Origin of the sequence: Bacillus sp. B19-2, assembly GCF_022832475.1 — a bacterium.
Classification (GTDB): domain Bacteria; phylum Bacillota; class Bacilli; order Bacillales; family Bacillaceae; genus Bacillus; species Bacillus paralicheniformis.
Genome location: NZ_JALHKQ010000003.1, coordinates 662,374 through 681,563, shown reverse-complemented (window position 1 = coordinate 681,563; position 19,190 = coordinate 662,374). Strand labels below are relative to the sequence as shown.

The 19,190-nt window shown below is 46.3% G+C and carries 1 protein-coding gene; it reads right to left on the bottom strand.

Annotated features, from left to right (window positions below; genetic code table 11):
• Window positions 1–64: 64 nt before the first annotated feature.
• Window positions 65–19,144, bottom strand: coding sequence for a bacitracin non-ribosomal peptide synthetase BacC (bacC, locus tag MST20_RS15600; protein ID WP_243943275.1), 19,080 nt, complete (start codon window positions 19,142–19,144; stop codon window positions 65–67).
• Window positions 19,145–19,190: the final 46 nt, after the last annotated feature.

Sequence of the window (19,190 nt, the reverse complement as noted above, 5' to 3'; positions counted from 1 at the left end):
CTTTCATTATAACAGAGAGTTGATAAGGCAAACAAAAGGCACCCTGAAAAGGATGCCGTTTTGTTCATATTTTGACAGTCTTATTGATGATATCATGGATCAATCTTGCATTTCTTTCAAGAATGTCGGGATGGGACTTGGAGATCATTTGCATATGGGTTCCGGCTCCTTGAACGACTGTAAAGGTTTTAGATGCCGCTTTTTCCCACATCATCATGTTTTCATCCCGCTGATTGTCGCTTGACTTGATATAGCTGATATGTCCGTCAATTGCGCCCGCTGTGACTGTGTTTTGTATATATACATAAGACTTCATCACCAAGTCCACTAAATAGTCGCTCAATAATTTCTCTGCGTCGCGGTATTTCTCAAGTTCAAATGTTTTGGATATCTCTTCTCTGTATTCCTCCTCTGTGAACTGATGTTTCTCGGCTTTTGTCCGATATTTTGAATCGATGATGATCAAATCCTCGACTTCATATCCTTGCCGGTTCAATTCTTTCGCCACATCAAATGCCAGGATTCCGCCGGATGAATAGCCGATTAATGTATATGGCCCTTCACCTTGAATGTTTTTGATGATGTCCGCGTATTTGCGAATCCTGTTTGCAGATGGAATGAAGTTGAAGCTGTACACCGAATGCTGCTTTAGATGCTTGGCCAAGCCCATGTAGGCAATGCCCATCGACGCGGCCGGCGGGAAGCAGAACAGGTTTTTCCCGCCTTCTTCCGTCCTGGTCAGCTGCATGCAATCATCTGTGTAGTCTTTCAGCAGGTCTTGTGCATGCTTCAGAAAATCAGACAGCTCTTTAATGGTCGGCTTGGAGAAAATGTCCTTAAACGGAACTCTGAAGCCAAGCTCTGCATATAGCCTAGAGACAAATGACATGACGCTTAAAGAATTCGCTCCGATATCGAATATGTTGGCGTTGATGCCAATCTGTTCGATATTCAGGATGTCTTCCCAAATGGCGGCCATTTTTTCTTCCAGCTCATGTCTTGGAGGCTCGTATTCCAGTAAAGCGCCCGCGCTTCGATCTGGCTCTGGAAGGGCCTTCAAGTCGACTTTTCCGTTTGGTGTCAGCGGCAGCTCATCAAGCTTCAGCAAATAGGACGGCACCATATATTCCGGAAGCTCCTTCGCCAAAAACGCTTTGATGTCTTCCTGTGTGATGTCTCTTTCGGAAACGACGTATGCGCAAAGAACTTGATTGTTGCTTTGATCTGTTTTAGCGGCAACCGCCGCTTCTTTTATATCGCTGTGCCTTAACAATTGATGCTCGATTTCGCCAAGCTCGATACGGTAGCCCCGAATCTTGACTTGATGATCGATCCGGCCCAGATACTCAATATGTCCATCCGGTCTCATCTTCGCAAGATCTCCTGTGCGATACATTCTTTCACCCGGTAAAAACGGATTTGGCAGGAATTTTTCAGACGTCAGCTCCGGTTTGTTCAAATAGCCTTTTGCGACTCCGTCTCCGCTGATATACAGCTCTCCGGCAATTCCGACCGGCTGCACTTCCTGACGCTCATCCAAAATATAGAGCTGGACATTGGAGGCCGGCTTGCCGATCGGGACAGAAACTTGGCGGTCCCGTCCGGCATCATATTGATAGATCATGCAGCCGACAACCGTTTCGGTCGGACCGTATTCATTGTAGACTTCAATGTTGTGATGAAATCTCTCCGTGATTTCTTTGGCCAGTTCCGTTTTTAAATCTTCCCCGCCGACGATCAGGCGTTTGATGCTTGATCCGCTGGCATCCATGTCTTTGACAAGGCTTAAATGAGACGGGGTTAATTTGACAATCCCGGCTTTTTGGTCTCTGAATACTTTTCGAATCAGCGGTTCTCCGTCCCCGCTATGCTGATACACAATCACCCGATTGCCTGAGATTAATGGCGTAAATATCGATGTCACCGTTAAATCAAAGGCAATGGATGAGTAGAGGGCAAAATCGAGCTGTTCGCCTTGGACATATACACGGTCAGCCCAGGTAATATAGTTGACCAGCCCTCTTTGCCTGATCATGACCCCTTTCGGTTTGCCTGTAGAACCTGACGTGTAGATGATATATGCAAGGCTGTCGGCGTTACCCGCCGGTTCCAGATTGTCAGCCGGATAACTGCTGAAATCTCCGGTTAATTCGACGGCTTCTTGATGAAGTGTGCCCAAGTCCTGCTTGTGATCCGCAAGGATGATGGCCGCGCCGCTGTCTTCAAGCATATACTTGATCCTTTCTTCCGGATAATCGGGATCAATCGGCAAATAGGCTCCTCCGGCTTTCAAAATCCCCATGATTCCGACCACCATTTCCGGTGAGCGTTCTGCCATGATGGCAACAATCGCATCCGCTTTGACCCCTTTGTCCCTGAGGTATCTGGCAAGCTGATTTGATTTTTCATTGAGCTCACGGTATGTCAGTTTGTCATTTCCTGAGACAACCGCAGCAAGCTCAGGGGTTTTTTCGGCTTGTTCCTCAAACAGCTGATGAATCGTCTGATTCGGATATTCCGCTTTCGTGTCATTCCATTCGTACAACAGCCTGTTTCTTTCAGCTTCCGAAAGGACTGTGATGTCGTTTAATGACTGATCTTCATTTTGGACGACCTGTTCCATCACTTGTTGAAGGTGTCCTTTGATACCTGCGATGATGTGGTCATGATAGATATTTCCGTCATAAGTCAATTTGATGACCAAACGTTCGCCCGGGACTGCCACAATATTAAATCCGTAATTTGTTTGTTCTTCGGCGTGAATTTCTTCAAACACAAAACCAGCACCGCGTTTGCCGCTTGTCTCAAATGCACTCTGATCAACCGCGTAATTTTCGAAAATCAGGATATGATCCAGCAGCTCTCTTTTTAATTCACTGAGCGACTGTACTTCCGACAAATTCATGTCATGATATGTCCTGCCTTCCAGAGCCTGTTCCTGAACGCTTTTGATGAGTTCCTTAAAGCTTTGGCTTTTTTCCAGTCTAATTCTCGTCGGTACAGTGTTGATGAATAATCCGACCATTTTTTCAATTCCGGCTACTTGTGCATCCCTTCCGGAAATGACTGTACCGAATACGACATCATCCGTTTGACTGTATCTTGCCAAAAGCATTCCCCAAATGCATTGTAAAACAGTATGGAAGGTGACATTGTTACGGCTGGCAAGCTCTGTGATCCGGCCGGTCAATTGTTCCGGGAATTCGATGACGGCCTCTTTTCGCTTATATTTCGCATGTCCGGAAGAACCCGCCAAAACCGAAATCGGCGATTTTTCGGTAAATCCTGATAAATAGTTTCTCCAGTACGCTTTTGCAGCTTCTTTATCCTGTTGCTGTAGCCACCCGATATAATCGCTGTACGGTCTTGCCTCTTCAAGCTGGTGTTTTTGCCCGGCTTCTTTCATATGATACATGTGGAACAGCTCTCCCATAATGATTCCCCGGGACCAGCCGTCAAGCAGAATATGGTGATTTGTCCATATGAACGTATAACTGTCATCCTCGGTTCTCATCAGCACGGCTCTGATCAATGGTTCGCTGTTTAAGCGAAAACCTTTTTCCCGATCTGCTTTGCGATACGCTTGAATCACTTGCTCCCGTTCCGCCGGGCTCTTCTTTCGCAAGTCATGATAGTCAAGATTGATCTTTCTGTCCTTGATGATCACATTCCTTGGTTCATCCGTAATTTCATACTCTATAGTAGCCCTTAGAATCTCGTGTCTTTCCATGATGTCATTGAACGTTTCTGCAAACAGACGCTCATCGATCAAACCTTTCATATTGATGGCCATTTGTTCAAAGTACGCCTGTGATTCCTTGTCTTCGAGTGCGTGGAACAGCATGCCCCTTTGCATGTTGGCAAGCGGATAGATTTTTTCGATTTCCATCCCTTTATATTTCAGTTTGATTTCCTCAAGCTGATCTAAGCTGATGCCTTTGTCTCCGTAATCGGACGGCGTTTTTTCCGTCCCTTCTCGTTCCGCGCAGTGGCGAATGACCGCTTTAAGAGCTTCTTTATAGTTTTGAGCAAAAGCTCTGACGACGTCTTCACTGTATGCTCTTGTGTTATAGGTCGTTTGAATGGCCAGTTTTCCCCTGAAGACCACCGCATTGATTTCGAGCGGATGTTCTCTTGTGATGCCCTTTCCGGCTGCTTCTCCCGGCGGGAGATGAGATGAAGAAAATTCTCCGCTGTTGATGTCTTCATCAAGCTGCCCCAGGTAATTGAACAAGATTGGTGATGCTGCGCCTTTAGCGATCTCACTGTCCCGGGTGAGATACTTTAAAATTCCGTAGCCGATGCCTTTGTTCGGCACGTTTCGCAAGTGCTCTTTCACCATTTTAATCGTCCTGGACATGTCTGTTTCTTGTCCCAGATCGATGAATACCGGATATTTCGAGGTAAACCATCCGACCGTTCTGCTGATGTCGATGCCATCAGCCACCTGTTCTCTTCCATGCCCCTCCAGCGTGATTCTTAATTGATTTTGCCCGGTCATATCCCTTACCGCCACCAGAAGCGCTGTGATCAGAATATCGTTGATTTCGGTATGATAAGCTCGGTTTGTTTCTCTTAAAAGCCGCTTCGTCTCCTCTTTTTCGAGTTCCGTGCTGAATGTCCGGCTGTCCTCAACTTTGAAGGCTCCGGCATTTTCATTCATATCCAGGAATTCGACGTCCTCAGCTATAGCCTTCAGCCAATACTGTTTTTCACTAAGCAGTTTGGCGGATTTTGCATATTCCGCTATGTGCCGCGCATATGCTTGGTAGGAAGCCGTTTTCGGATAAAATTCGAGTTTTTCTCCATTCGCTAGCTGGCTGTACCCGATCGCCAAATCTTCAAATAATATTCTCCAGGAGATCCCGTCGACCACAAGGTGATGGATGATGATCAGCAGGTGATCCCCATTATTCGTTTTGAAGAGCGCCAGTTTGACCAAAGGGCCGGTTTCAATATCGATACTTTGCTGAAGCTCCGTGGCCAATTGGTACACTTTCTGAGGCTGATCGTTTTCGCTCGAGACATCATAGACAAATAGGTCAAACAGCTGTTTGTCCGGTCCCCGGTTGTACTGAATGATCTTTCCGTCTTCTTCTGTAAACACCGTCCGGAGTGCATCGTGATGTTTGATGATTTCTTTGAACACACGTTTGACGATGCTCTCGTCGAATCCGTTTTTCCGATAAAGCATAACCGCATGGTTGTAATGGTTCCTGTCCGTTTTGTTCAACGAGAAATACTCTTGTTGAATCGGGGTCAAGAGAACCTCGCCCACTACCGTTTCATATGATGCTGATTTGTCAGATTCAGCTTTGACATATCGGCTCAAAGACTTGATTTGCGGATTTGCAAACAGATCTTTCATTTCTAGTGACAGGCCTTCTCTTGATAATCTTGAGATCATTTGCAGCGCTTTGATGGAATCGCCGCCTGCTGCAAAAAAGTGATGAGTGATCCCGATCTTGTCAATGCCAAGTACTTCTTCCCATATTTGAACAAGCTTTTCTTCCGTCCCGTTCCGCGGCGGTTCGTATTCCGTCTCTTTTCCCGGCTGCGGTTCAGGCAATGCAGCCGTATCGATCTTTCCATTGGCTGAAAGCGGCATCTTCTCAATTTGGACAAAAGAAGACGGAATCATATATTCTGGAAGCTCACGCATCAGATACGTCCTGATGTCCTCGAACGGCAATTCGGCGTCTGCTGTGAAATAGGCGCACAGCTGTTTTGCACCTTTATGGTCTTCCCTTGCAACAATAAAGGCTTCCTTGATATCATCATGAGCCAACAGTCTGTTTTTGATTTCTTCCGGTTCTATTCTGTAGCCCCTTACCTTTACTTGGCTGTCCATCCGGCCTGCAAGTTCGATATTTCCATCGCTCAGCCTTCTGGCGAGATCTCCGGTTCTGTACATTTTTGTATGCGGTGCAAACGGATTTTCGACGAATTTTTCTTTCGTGATATCCGGTTTGTTTACATAGCCGCCTGTCACTCCGGCTCCTGCGATGCAAAGCTCTCCGTACACACCTTCCGGAAGCAGTTTCATGTTTTCATCCAGCACATACGCATTCGTATTATGAATTGGAGTGCCGATCACCGGATATTCTTTGAAAGAATCGAGGTGTTCCGGGTCGATCACTTTAAAGACTGAGCCGATTGTCGTTTCCGTCGGGCCATAATGATTCATGACTACATGATCCGGATATTGGTTGTAAAATGTCTCAACATCCCTTGTATTGATCATCTCCCCGCCCAAGACGACCAGCCTGAGCGTAGCGCAAGGTTTTTCGGCGGAAAAGCCCGGATCATTGACAAAAATGTTAAACAGAGACGGCGTCAATTTGATATAGGTGATGCCGTTTTCTTTGATATACTTTAAAGCCCGGTGCGCATTTGTATAACATTCTTTTCGTGCGATATGCAGTTCGCTTCCGCTTAACAATGCCGAAAAGATGCTAGTATACCCCAAATCGAACGCATATGAGGACACAAGCATGGCTTTGTCGTTTTCTGTAAGACCCGCTTCCTTCATAAACCATGTTGTATAATTCACCACATTCCCGTGTCTGACAAATACGCCTTTCGGCTTTCCGGTGGAGCCTGAAGTGTATATAATATATGCATTCTGATCGGCTGAACCCGATGCAGACAGGTTTGACGCGGCCTTCGCATCAATCAAACCGTCGGCAACATTGACGATTTCTCCAGCGAACGCGACGTTTTCTTTGACAGAGCCTTTGACAAGCAATATTGCGGCTCTGCTGTCACTTAAAATCTCATTCGTCCGTTTGGCCAATTGCTCCGGCCCGATCGGCACGTAAGCCGCTCCGGCTTTCAGTACCGCCAGCATGGAAATGATCATCTCAAGCGATGGTTCAATCATGATCACCACAGGCTGATCGGCGTCTGCTCCTTTGTCTCTCAAAAGCCGCGCCAATTGGTTTGCTCTTTCGTTCAGTTCCCTGTACGTCAGCTTTTCATCGGCAAAGACCACCGCTGTTTGCTCCGGCGTTTTGCCAGCCTGCTGCTCAAACAGCCGATGAACCGTTTGATCTTGAGGATAATCAGCTTGTTTTCCTTGATTTTGATTCAAGAGCGCGTTCATTTCTTCATCTGACAGCATGTTGACGTCGCTCAACGGCATGTACGGATCGTTTGCCGCTTCCTTTAAAATATTGATCAAATGGCCCGCCATTCTTTCAATCGTGGTCCGCTTAAACAATTTTGTACTGTAGTTGAAAACACATTGAATGCCTTCATTTGTCTCAGCGGCTGTCAGCGTCAAATCAAATTTTGAGATGTTCACCTCGGTTTGGAGCGGCTGGAATGTCAAGCCGTCGATGTCCGCTTCATCGCCGTCGAAGTTTTGCAGAACAAGCATAGTATCAAACAGCGGGTGTCTGCTCATATCCCGTTTGACATCAAGTTTTTCAACCAGTTCATCAAATGGATAGTCTTGATTTTCATAAGCTTTCAGCGCTGTTTCTTTCACTTCCTTTAAATAGTCGGCAAATGGCATGTCTCCTTTTGGATAGTTCCTCATCGCCAGCGTATTGATAAACAGTCCGATGACATGTTTCAAATCGCTGTGATGCCTTCCCGCAATCGGTGAGCCGACAACGATATCCTCCTGGCCCGTATACTTTGCCAAAAGCGTTGTGTACCCCGCCAAAAGCAACATATACATCGTCGCGCCGTTCTCTTTCGCCAGTTTGTTCAGCATGGCGGACGTTTCGCCGTCTATTTCAAACTGAACGATATCTCCTTCAATCGAACGCTTTTGCGGACGTTTTTCATCCGTCGGCAAATTCAGCACCGGCACTTCACCTTGAAAAACGTTGAGCCAGTAGTCTTCCTGGTGTTTAACCTCATCTTTTTGATAAAAAAGTTTTTGCCATTCTGAAAAGTCTTTGTACTGAATCGTTAACGGCGGCAATGTTTTCCCCTCATACAACTCGGCCAGCTCTCTTGTGAAAATGGCCATGGATACCCCGTCTGAAATGATATGGTGCATGTCGAGCATCAGTACATGTTCATCACCACTCGCTTTTAATACTTCCGCTCTTAAAAGCGGCGCTTTTTCCAAAGCAAACGGCTTGATGAACGCTTTGATTTTTTCTTCTAACGGGTCCTGCCCGAGTCGCCCGTACTTCACTTTAAAATCGACTTCTTTTTCGATTATCTGTACAGGTTCGCCGTCAACCATCACAAAGGCCGTCCTCAAGGCTTCATGTCTTTCTATCAATTGCCGAAAAGCATCCTCGAACCGGTCGACATCAAAATCTCCTGCAATTTTCATGGCGAAAGGCATGTTGTAAGAGAGGCCGCCTGGTTCGATTTGATTAAGGATATACAGCCTTCTTTGTGCGGATGACAATGCGTAATACTCTTTCTCTTCCGCCTGTGCGATAGACGCATAAGGACTTTCTTTCATGGATTCGATAAAATCGGCGATGTCTTTGATTGTCGGTGTTTCGAATAGTTGTCTTAAAGGGACTTCAACTTTCATTTCTTTATGCAATTTTGCAGTCAATGCCGCAGCTTTTAAGGAATGGCCGCCAAGTTCAAAGAAATTGTGGCTGATTCCGATGTTTTCGATCCCTAAAACGTCCTCCCAGATTGAGACAAGCTTTTCCTCTGTGCGGTTCCTCGGTGCTTCGTACGTCGCTTCACTGATTGTGCCGCTAGGTTCAGGGAGCGCTTTTCTGTCGATTTTGCCGTTTGCCGTAAGCGGCAATTGATCGAGCTTGACAAAGTATGACGGCACCATGTAATCCGGCAGTTCCTTTAACAAGCATTTTCTGACGTCTGCAACACCGGCCGTTTTGTCCGCGACGATATATGCGCATAGGTATTTCCCGCCGGCTTGATCTTCCCGCGCCATGACTGCCGCCGCGTCAATGCCTTCTATTTTCAGCAATTGGTTTTCGATTTCGCCCAGTTCGATTCTGAATCCGCGGATTTTGACTTGGTGGTCGATTCTTCCTAAATATTCGATTTGACCATCAGGCAAAAATCTTGCGAGATCCCCCGTACGGTACATGTTTTCTCCTGGAACAAACGGATTTGGAACAAATTTTCCAATCGTGAGGTCAGGTCTGTTTAAGTATCCGCGGGCAAGGCCTTCCCCGCTCAGACAAAGTTCACCGGGCGTCCCCAACGGCAGCAGTTGCTGGTTGTGATTTAAAATATAAGCCTTGTGGTTGCTGATCGGCCGGCCGATGACGACTTTTTCGTCATCTTTTCGCAGCTCGCCCCGCGTTGAGCAAACGCTGTTTTCCGTCGGTCCGTATTCATTAAACAATTTGACGTTCGGCAGCTTTTCAAAATGCAGCCGGATCAGACTTTCATTGAAGCCTTCCCCTGCGACTGTGACAAATCTTAGATCCTCTAAAGGCTGCTCAATCGTGTCGAGCAGGCTTAGATAAAAGCTTGGAACGGCCAGCAAGTTTGTCGCTTTATGCATTCGCAGTGTGCCGATGATCTCACGCGGACTCATCCGCAAATCTCTTATTAAAACAAGCTTCGCCCCAGATATAAGCGTCGTGAAAATATCTTCAACAGAACTGTCGAATGAAAAGGACGGCACTTGAAGGGTGGCATCGGCTGTACTATAGCCATACGATTGTTTCCTCCAATAAAGCGTATTAACAATTGATTGATGGTTGACCATGACACCCTTCGGCTTTCCGGTCGAACCTGACGTATAGATGACATAAGCCATGTCGGCGGAGCCGCTCGTGTGCGCTAAGTTCTCTGTGGCCATGTCTTTTGCCAGCCCTTTTTCGTTCATATCGATACAGGTGAAATCAACGTCAATCGGTTTGTCCGCCTTTTTCAGCAGGATGCTGATACCGCTGTCTTCGATCATGTACCTGATCCGGTCTTCCGGATATTCGGGATCGATCGGCAAGTATGCGCCTCCGGCTTTCAGCACCGCCAGCATTCCGACGATCATCTCCACAGAGCGTTCCGCCATAACGCCGACGATCATGTCAGGTTTGACGCCTTTTTCCCTTAACAGTCCCGCCAGCTGATTTGACCTTTCATTCAATGCTTTGTAAGAGAGCTCCTCTTTTTCAAATACAATCGCAGTATGCCCAGGCGTCCGTTCCGCCTGTTCTTCAAATAATTGATGGATCGTTTGATTCCTTGGATAATCTGCGTTTGTCCGGTTGAACTCATATAGAAGCGTCTTTCTTTCTTCCTCCGCCAGCATGTCAATCTCTGCGATTTTCCGGTTCTCATTTGCCGTCACTTGCTCAGCGACCCTTTTAATATGACCTTCGATATTGTTGATAATATCCCTGTCATAGACATTGCCGTCATATGTCAAAACAAGGGTGAGCTCTTCGCCTGGAGTGACCGACATGCTAAAGCTGTAATTGCTTTGTTCCGCAGCGCTGATCTCATTCACCTTAAAGCCTGTCTTCATCTGACTCTCTTCAAAGTCCTGTTCATCAGCTTCATAGTTTTCAAATACGAGAATATGATCGATCAGATCTTTCTTTAAGCTGCTCAATGCCTGGACTTCAGCGAGATTCATATAGTTGTAGCGGTTGCTTTGAATCGCATCTTCCTGAACCTTTTGCAAACAATCGTTAAAACGCGCCTGCTCATTGAATCTGATTCTTGTCGGGATGGTGTTGATAAACAGACCGATCATGTCTTCGATTCCGTCTACGTTTGCTTCCCTGCCCGATACGACCGTTCCAAACACGACATCATCGATCTTGTTGTATCTCGTTAGCATCAGGCCCCAAATCGTTTGAATCACCGTATGAAGCGTAACGCTGTTTTTGGCAGCGAGCTCTTTCAATTGTTTTGTCAACCGTTTTGACAAATGGATGACCTTCTCCCGGCGGTCATAGCGGCTGCTTTTTTTGCGTTTTGTTAATGTAGGCAGCTGCGCCTGTTCCTCATACTCTTTCAAATATTCGCGCCAATATTTACGGCCCTCTTCCTGATCCTGTCTTTCAAGCCACTTGATATAATCGCTGTACGGCTTCGTCTCCTTTAATGGACTGGCTTTGCCGTTCATCCGATTTTCATAGATGACAAACAGCTCGCGCATGATGATGCCAAGGCACCAGCCATCGAGTAAAATATGGTGATGGCTCCAGACAAGCCGGTACGAGCGTTCCGCCGTTTTCAGCAAATAAGCCCTCATCAGTACATCTCTGCTTAAATCAAAGCCTTTTTTTCGATCTTCATTGAGCAATCTTTCAATGAACATTTCCTGTTGCTGTGCGGAGCTTTTCGCGATATTGAAATAGGTGAAATTGATGCTGCGGTTTTCGATGATGATCTGCCTCGGTTCTTCAACGATTTCATATTCATAAGAGGCCCTTAAGATTTCATGCCGTTTCATGATGTCATTAAAGCTTGCCTCAAGAATCGCCGGATCGACATATCCTTCAATATCCATGACCGTCTGCTGAAAATATGCATCTGAGGTATGATCCTCGATGGCATGGAACAGCATACCTTTTTGCATGTTGGCGAGCGGATAGATTTTTTCAATGGCGCTTCTATATTTTCCTTTGATTTCTGCAAGTTCGGCTAAACTGATGTTTGTATCTCCATAATCGGACGGCGTTCTTTCGCTTTGAATCTGTTGTTTACAGTGCTTAATGATGTTTTCAAGGCTTGCTTTCAATTGTTCATTCAGCCGGCTGATCGTATCTTTTTCGTATTCCATTTGATTAAAGGTTGTATGAATCACCAGCTCATGATTCATCACGATGGCGTTGATTTCGATAGAATGATTTCTCGCAATTTTTCCGCCGATGCTTTCGCCTTCAGAAAAGCTGGACCCGGAAAATTCACCGCGGTTCATGTCGGCGTCGATTTCGCCTAAATAGTTGAATGAAATCCGGGCTTTTTCTTCGTCATCGAAATCAGGGTTTTCGGCTATATACTTTAATATCCCGTAGCCAATTCCTTTATTCGGTATTTTCCTCAACGTTTCTTTGACGATTTTGATCTGTTGGGAGAGGTCTTTTTCTTCTCCTGCATCAAGAAGCACCGGATACATCGTCGTAAACCAGCCGATTGTTCTCGTGATGTCAACGCCTTCTAAAATATCTTCCCTGCCGTGGCCTTCCATCGTGACCTTCAGTTTGTTTTCCCCTGTCATGTCCCTTGCTCCGGTCAGTAATGCCGTTAACAAAATATCGTTGATTTCGGTGTTGTAGGCTCTGTTCGTGTTTCGCAAAAGGTCCGCTGTTGCCTCTTTGCCGAGCTTGATGCTCAACGTCGTGCTGTTTTCGTATACATCTTCCTTTAATACGTTCTTTGGCGGAATAAACCGGACACGAGCCTTGGCAATGTTCCGCCAATACTCGGCTTCCTTCGATAATGTTCGGCTGTGGGCATATGCTTTTAACCTGCGGGCGAATTCTTGATAGGAATCCGTTTTGTAGCCGATCTCGAGCGTTTGCCCCTTTAATGCCTGACTGTATAATGTTTCGAAGTCCTCAAACAGTATTCTCCACGATACACCGTCAACGACAAGATGATGGATCACAATGAGCAGGTGGTCGCCCTCATCAGCCCGGAAGATGCCGAGATGAACAAGTTTTCCTTTTCTAATCGATGATTGTTTTTGAATGCTTGTCGCCAGCTCATATACCTTTTCCGCTTGACGATCAAGACCTCTTACATCATAAACATCCAGGTCGAACAGATCTTCCCGAAAGCTTCTGTTGTACTGAATGAAGTCCCCGCCTTTTTCTTCATAGATCATCCTTAACGCGTCGTGCTGCTCCATTAATTTATTGAAAGCCTTTTTGACACAGCTTTCGTCAAATCCGCCCTTTCTGAAGAGTACAAATGACTGGTTAAAGTGATCCAGTTCTTCTTTGTTATGAGCAAAATACCATTTTTGGATCGGAGCGAGTTCTGCATGTCCTGTGACGATTGTATTGGCATTTTGCCTCTGTGATTGTTTTTTGACATATTTGGCAAGATCCTTGATTCTCGGATTTGCGAACAAATCCTTCATTTCAAGCTTCAGGCCAAGCCTGGACAGCCTTGAGACGATTTGCAGCGCCTTGATCGAATCTCCTCCTGCTGCAAAGAAGTGATGGCTGATACCGATGTCTCCGGCACCGAGAACATCCCTCCAGATGTCAACGAGCTTAGCTTCTGTGTCATTTCGCGGTGCTTCATATTCCGCTCCTGTTGCGACATGTCTGTCAGGTGCAGGAAGCGCTTTTCGATCGACTTTATCGTTTGCGGTGAGCGGCAGCTTATCAAGTCTGACAAAATAAGCCGGTATCATATAGTGTGGCAGCTCTTTCTCGAGCCATTCACTGAGCTCGGTTGACGTCCAGTCTTCTTTGGAAACGATATAAGCGCACAAATAATCGCTGTTGTCGTCATCTTTCCTGGCTATAACGGCCGCTTCATCGATTTTGTCTAGCTTGAGCAATTGATTCTCAATTTCCCCCAGTTCAATCCGGTATCCGCGAATTTTCACCTGATGGTCTATTCTTCCTAAAAACTCGAGATGTCCATCGGGCAGCCACCTGGCCAGATCACCCGTCCGGTACAATCTTTCCCCTGATTCAAACGGATGTGAAATAAACTTTTCAGTTGTCAGTTCCGGCCGGTTTAAATATCCGCGCGCAAGGCTGATTCCGCCGACGCACAGCTCTCCAACAACGCCTGTCGGCACAGGCTTCTGGTTTTGATCCAACACATATACGTTTGTATTGGCAATCGGACTGCCGATATGAGGACGCCCGGATCCTCCGTAAACCCCCGCCGTTGCACAGACCGTCGTTTCCGTAGGTCCGTAGGCATTGATAAACAGCCGATTTCCAGACCATCTTTTTGCGAGTTCTTCGCTGCAGGCAGAACCCGCGGAAACGATTACTTTGAGGTTTTCCAATCCGGATTCATCCAACACATTCAGTACGGTCGGCGGCAAGGTCGCATGAGTGATGTCATGCTGCCTTAGAAAGCTTGTTAACGGCTGCCCCGGCATCATTTCCTCCTGCCGCCCTAGAACCAAAGCCGCCCCGGCTGCCAGCGCCGGAAAGATTTCAAATGCTGACGCATCAAATGATAGTGAAGCAAATTGAATCACTCTGCTCTCCGTGTTTAAATGCATCAATTTGACAACCGCTGAAACGAGATTGCTCAGCCCTTTTTGTTCGATTAAAACGCCCTTCGGTTTTCCTGTGGACCCTGAAGTATAGATGATGTAAGCCAAATCCCCGCTGTGGCTGACAGGCTCCAATCGAGCCGCATCCTGTGCAGCAATTTGTTTGTCGTGAATATCAATGTTGATCATGCCGGCCTCTTTGATAAAGGCCCGTTTTTTGATGAGCACCTCTTCTGACAGAAGAAACTTTGTTTGACTATCGCCCAGGATGTATTTGATCCTGTCTTCAGGATATGCCGGATCAAGCGGCAGGTACGCGCCTCCGGCCTTCAAAATTCCCAGAAGGCCGATGATCATCTCGGGAGAGCGGTCCACCATAATGCCGACGGCTGTGTCCGGTTGAACCCCTTTTTCTCTTAAAAACCGGGCCAGCTGATTTGACCTCTCATGCAATTGTCGATATGTCAGCTTTTGATCTTCAAACACGACTGCGGTTTTGTCAGGCGATGTCTCCGCCCGCTCCGCAAACAGCTGACAAATGGTTTTGGCTGTTGGAGCATCCGTTTTTGTATCATTAAACCGATATAACAATGTGTTTTTTTCGTCTTCTGACATGGCCTCTATTTGATCCAGCCGCTTGTCCGTCTGTTTGGAAATATCTTCTAAAACACAGACGAAATGCGCCGCCATCCTTTCGACCGTTTCTCTTTTAAACAGCTTTGTACAGTATTCCAAATCAAATTCTATCTTCGAGCCTTTTTCGATTGCCGATAACGTGAGGTCAAATTTTGAAATGTGGATGTCGCTTTCAAACGGTTCAAATGTCAGCCCTTCTATTTCAGCATCCGCTGTTTCCAGGTTTTGCAGGACAAACATCGTATCAAACAGCGGATTTCTGCTCATGTCGCGTTCAAGGTCAAGCTGTTCGACAAGATCGTCAAATTGATAATCTTGGTTTTCATACGCCTTCAGCGCCGTCTCTTTTACATCTTGCAAATATTCAGCGAATGTCTTGTCGCCCTTCGGATGATTTCTCATCGCCAGCGTATTGACAAACATCCCGATCACATGTTTTAGCTCGTGATGTTTTCTTCCTTGAATCGGCGTTCCGATAATCACATCTTCCTGCCCGCTATATGTTCGAAGCAAAACCGTATACGCCGCCAGAAGAAGCATATACATGGTGGCTCCGTTGTCTTTGGCGATCCGCTTGAGCTTCTTCGTCAATTCGCTGTCGATTGCAAAACCGAGTCTATCGCCTTCAACACTGTGCATTTGCGGCCTCGGGTAATCCGTCGGCATGTTGAGGACTGGAATCTCGCCTTTGAAAATATTGAGCCAGTACTCTTTTTGTCTTTTCATCTCATCTTTTTGATAAAAATCCCTTTGCCATTCTGAATAGTCTTTATATTGGAGGCTGAGCGGCTCCAGTTCTTTTCCGCCGTACAAATCGCAAATTTCTTTTGTCAAAACCCCCATCGATGCGCCGTCTGAAATGATATGGTGCATATCAAACAGAATGATATGTTCCTCGTCATCAACCTTGACCACCTCTGTTCTAAAAAGCGGGGCCTTTTTTAAATCAAACGGTCTGACAAATTGTTTGATGATCTCCTGAATCGATAGAGACTCTATTTCACTGCATTTGATCCTGAAATCTACTTCTTTTTCAATCTTTTGAACAGGCTCTCCATCCGCCATCAAGAAGGACGTTCTAAGCGCTTCATGTCTTTGAATGATGGTTTTCAATGCGTTCTCAAACCTGCGGATATCGAAGCGGCCCTTGACTTTCATAGTAAATGGTATGTTATAGGACAATCCGCTCCCTTCGATTTGATCTAAAATGTATAGTCTTTTTTGTGCGGATGAAAGACGATAGTATTCTTTTTCTTCCACTTTTTGAATAGATGAATAGACACTATCTTTTGTCGATCTGATATATTCTCCCAATCCTTTGATTGTCGGCGTTTTAAAGATTTGCCCAAGAGGGATTTCCGCTTTCAGCTCCTTGCGGATTCTTGCCGCCATTGCAGCCGCTTTGAGAGAATGTCCCCCCATCTCGAAGAAATGATCGTTGATACCGGCCTTTTCCACCTTTAAAATATCACGCCATATCGCTGCCAGCTTTTCTTCGGTTTCATTTCGCGGCGCTTCATATTCATTTTCCGCCCCCATCGTTCTGTCCGGCTCAGGCAGGGCTTTTCTGTCGACTTTCCCGTTTTTGGTGAGCGGCAGCTTGTCCATGTTCACGAAATAGGCGGGAATCATGTATTCCGGAAGCTTTTCACCTAAAAATCCTTTCAGCTCATCAAGCGAAATCTCACGATTCGCCGTGATATAGGAGCAAATGTACGGGCGGCTTTCTTCATCTTCCCTGACGATGACGATCGTCTCATTGATGTCTTCATGCAGCTCCAGCCGGCTTTCGATTTCGCCGAGTTCGATCCTGAAACCGCGGATTTTCACCTGGTGATCGATTCGGCCGATGAATTCGATGTTGCCGTCAGGCAGCCATTTCGCTAAATCGCCCGTCTTGTACAGCCTTTCTCCCGGAATGAACGGATGCGGGATGAATTTTTCCGCCGTCAGTTCCTCGCGGTTTAAATATCCTTTGCTTAAACCATCTCCTGCGATGCACAGCTCTCCGGGAACCCCGATCGGCAGGAGCTTGCCGGTTTCGTCCATGATCAAAACCGACGTATTCGCCAGCGGGCTGCCGATCGGAATTGTTTCCGCTTCATCGTCTATCTCGTTGATGAAGTAATACGTCGCATACACCGTGCTTTCCGTCGGGCCGTAAACATGAATCAATTTATCCCGGCCGACATGATTCAACACTTTTCTCACATGCGGTATCGACGCTCTTTCCCCGCCGAAGAGGATTTTCCGCAGCTTGGCAAGGGAGCCGATATTGATGTCGGCGAGCGTATTGAACAGCGCCGTCGTAATGAACATCACGCTGACTTGTTCTTTTTTTATCACTTCGGCCAGCTCATGTGTATTCAAGACCGTCTCTTTTTCGATCAGGACGAGTGAGGCTCCGTTTAAGAGCGCTCCGAAGATGTCGAACACCGATCCGTCAAACGAATAGTTGGACAGCTGGAGGATGGCGTCATCTTCTGTGATGTCGATATAATTGGTTCCGCGAACGACCCGTACCGCACTGTAGTGAGGAGTCACAACGCCTTTAGGCATTCCCGTAGATCCTGATGTATAAATGATATAGGCGGGATCGCCGGAATCATTGACTAGGTTGAGCGGTTCTTTACTGAATCCGTCTGCTGCCCCTTTGTCCAGATATAAAATGTCAGCCTCACAATCGATTCCAGCTGCCGCTTTTCCTTGCGTAAGCAGCACCGCGGCTTTCGTGTCGCTGAGCATGAAGGCCATTCTGTCTTTCGGCGTTTCAGGGTCAATTGGCAAATATGCGCCGCCCGCTTTTAAAATCCCGATGATGCCGATGATCATTTCAAAGGAGCGGTCCGCGATGATCGCCGCAACCGAGCCTGTGCCGATCCCTTTTTCCCTGAGGAGTCTCGCGGTTTGGTTTGCTTTTTCATTCAGCTCTCTGTAGGTCATGCGCCGGGTGCCGAACACAAGCGCCGTCTGGTCGGGCGTCTTCATGGCCTGTTCCTCAAAAAGCTCATGAAGCGGCTTGTCTTTCGGGTAATCCGTTTTTGTATCGTTGAATATGTGTAAAATCCTGTGTTGTTCTTCTTTTGACACAAGGTTGATGTCTCGTAATGTTTGTGTCTCATCTTCCGCCACTTGTTCTGCGACGGTGATGATATGCTTTTCTAATGTTTCGATGATGGTGTCGTCATATACATGTTCATCATAGATGAAGAGCAGTTTTAATTGATCATCAAGAGCCGCGGAAATGCTGAAATGATAATTGGTCTGTTCTTCCCCGCTGACATTCACCATTTCAAAGCCTACATCATTTTTTTCTTCAAACGCTTTTTGGTCAACAGCATAGTTTTCAAAAACCATAACATGGTCGATCAAATCGTTTTTCAACTCGCTTTGCGCTTGAACCTCCGCTAAATTCATGTAATTGTAGCGGCTGCTTTCCAAAGCGTCCGCTTGGGTTTGGCGCAGAACATCTTTAAAAAGCTTATCTTTGTCCAGCCTGATTCTGGTCGGGATGGTGTTGATGAAGACGCCGACCATTGTTTCTATACCTTCCACTTCGGCATCTCTGCCGGAAACAACGGTTCCGAACACCACATCCTCGCTGTTGTTGTATTTCGCCAAAATCACGCCCCAAATGCTTTGCAGCACGGTATTGATCGTCACATGATTCCGGTTGGCCAATTTAATCAGACGATTTGTCAATTCTTTGGAACATTCAATCGTTTTCTCTCTTCTTTTAAAACCCTTCTCAGAAGATGTGCGGAGCTTTGGAAGCGAATTTTTTTGATCATAGCCGCTCAAATAGCTCTCCCAATAGCTCTGAGCTTCTTCTTTATCCTGATCCTCCAGCCATTTGATGTAATCGCTGTACGGCCTTGGGTCTTCCAATTGATGATGTTGGCCTTTCCGCTTCATTTCATATATCGTCAACAGCTCATCCAGGATGATGCCAAGGCACCATCCGTCAAGCAATATGTGATGATACGTCCAGACAAATTGATACGAATCATCAGACGTTCTGATGAGACAGGCTCTCATCAACGTATCTTTGGCTAGGTCAAAACCCTTTTGTCTATCTTCTGCCAAATATCTCTCCAAAACGCCGTCTTGATCATGCCGGCCTCGTATATCAAGATAGTCAAACTTCATGTGCCGATCTTTGATAATGACGTGCAGCGGCTCATCCAATCTGTGATGAAATGATGCTCTTAGGATCTCATGCCTTTTCATGACTTCATTTAGGCTTTCTTCAAACATCCGCTCATCCACATCACCTTTTAATTCAATGATGAACTGCTCAAAATATGCGTGTGACGCTTCGTCTTTCATGGCATGAAACAGCATTCCTTTTTGCATGTTTGATAACGGATATATTTTCTCAACTTTTGTTTTCATATCGTCATCTCATCTCCTAGAATTCCTTTTGTTTTCAGATCCACAT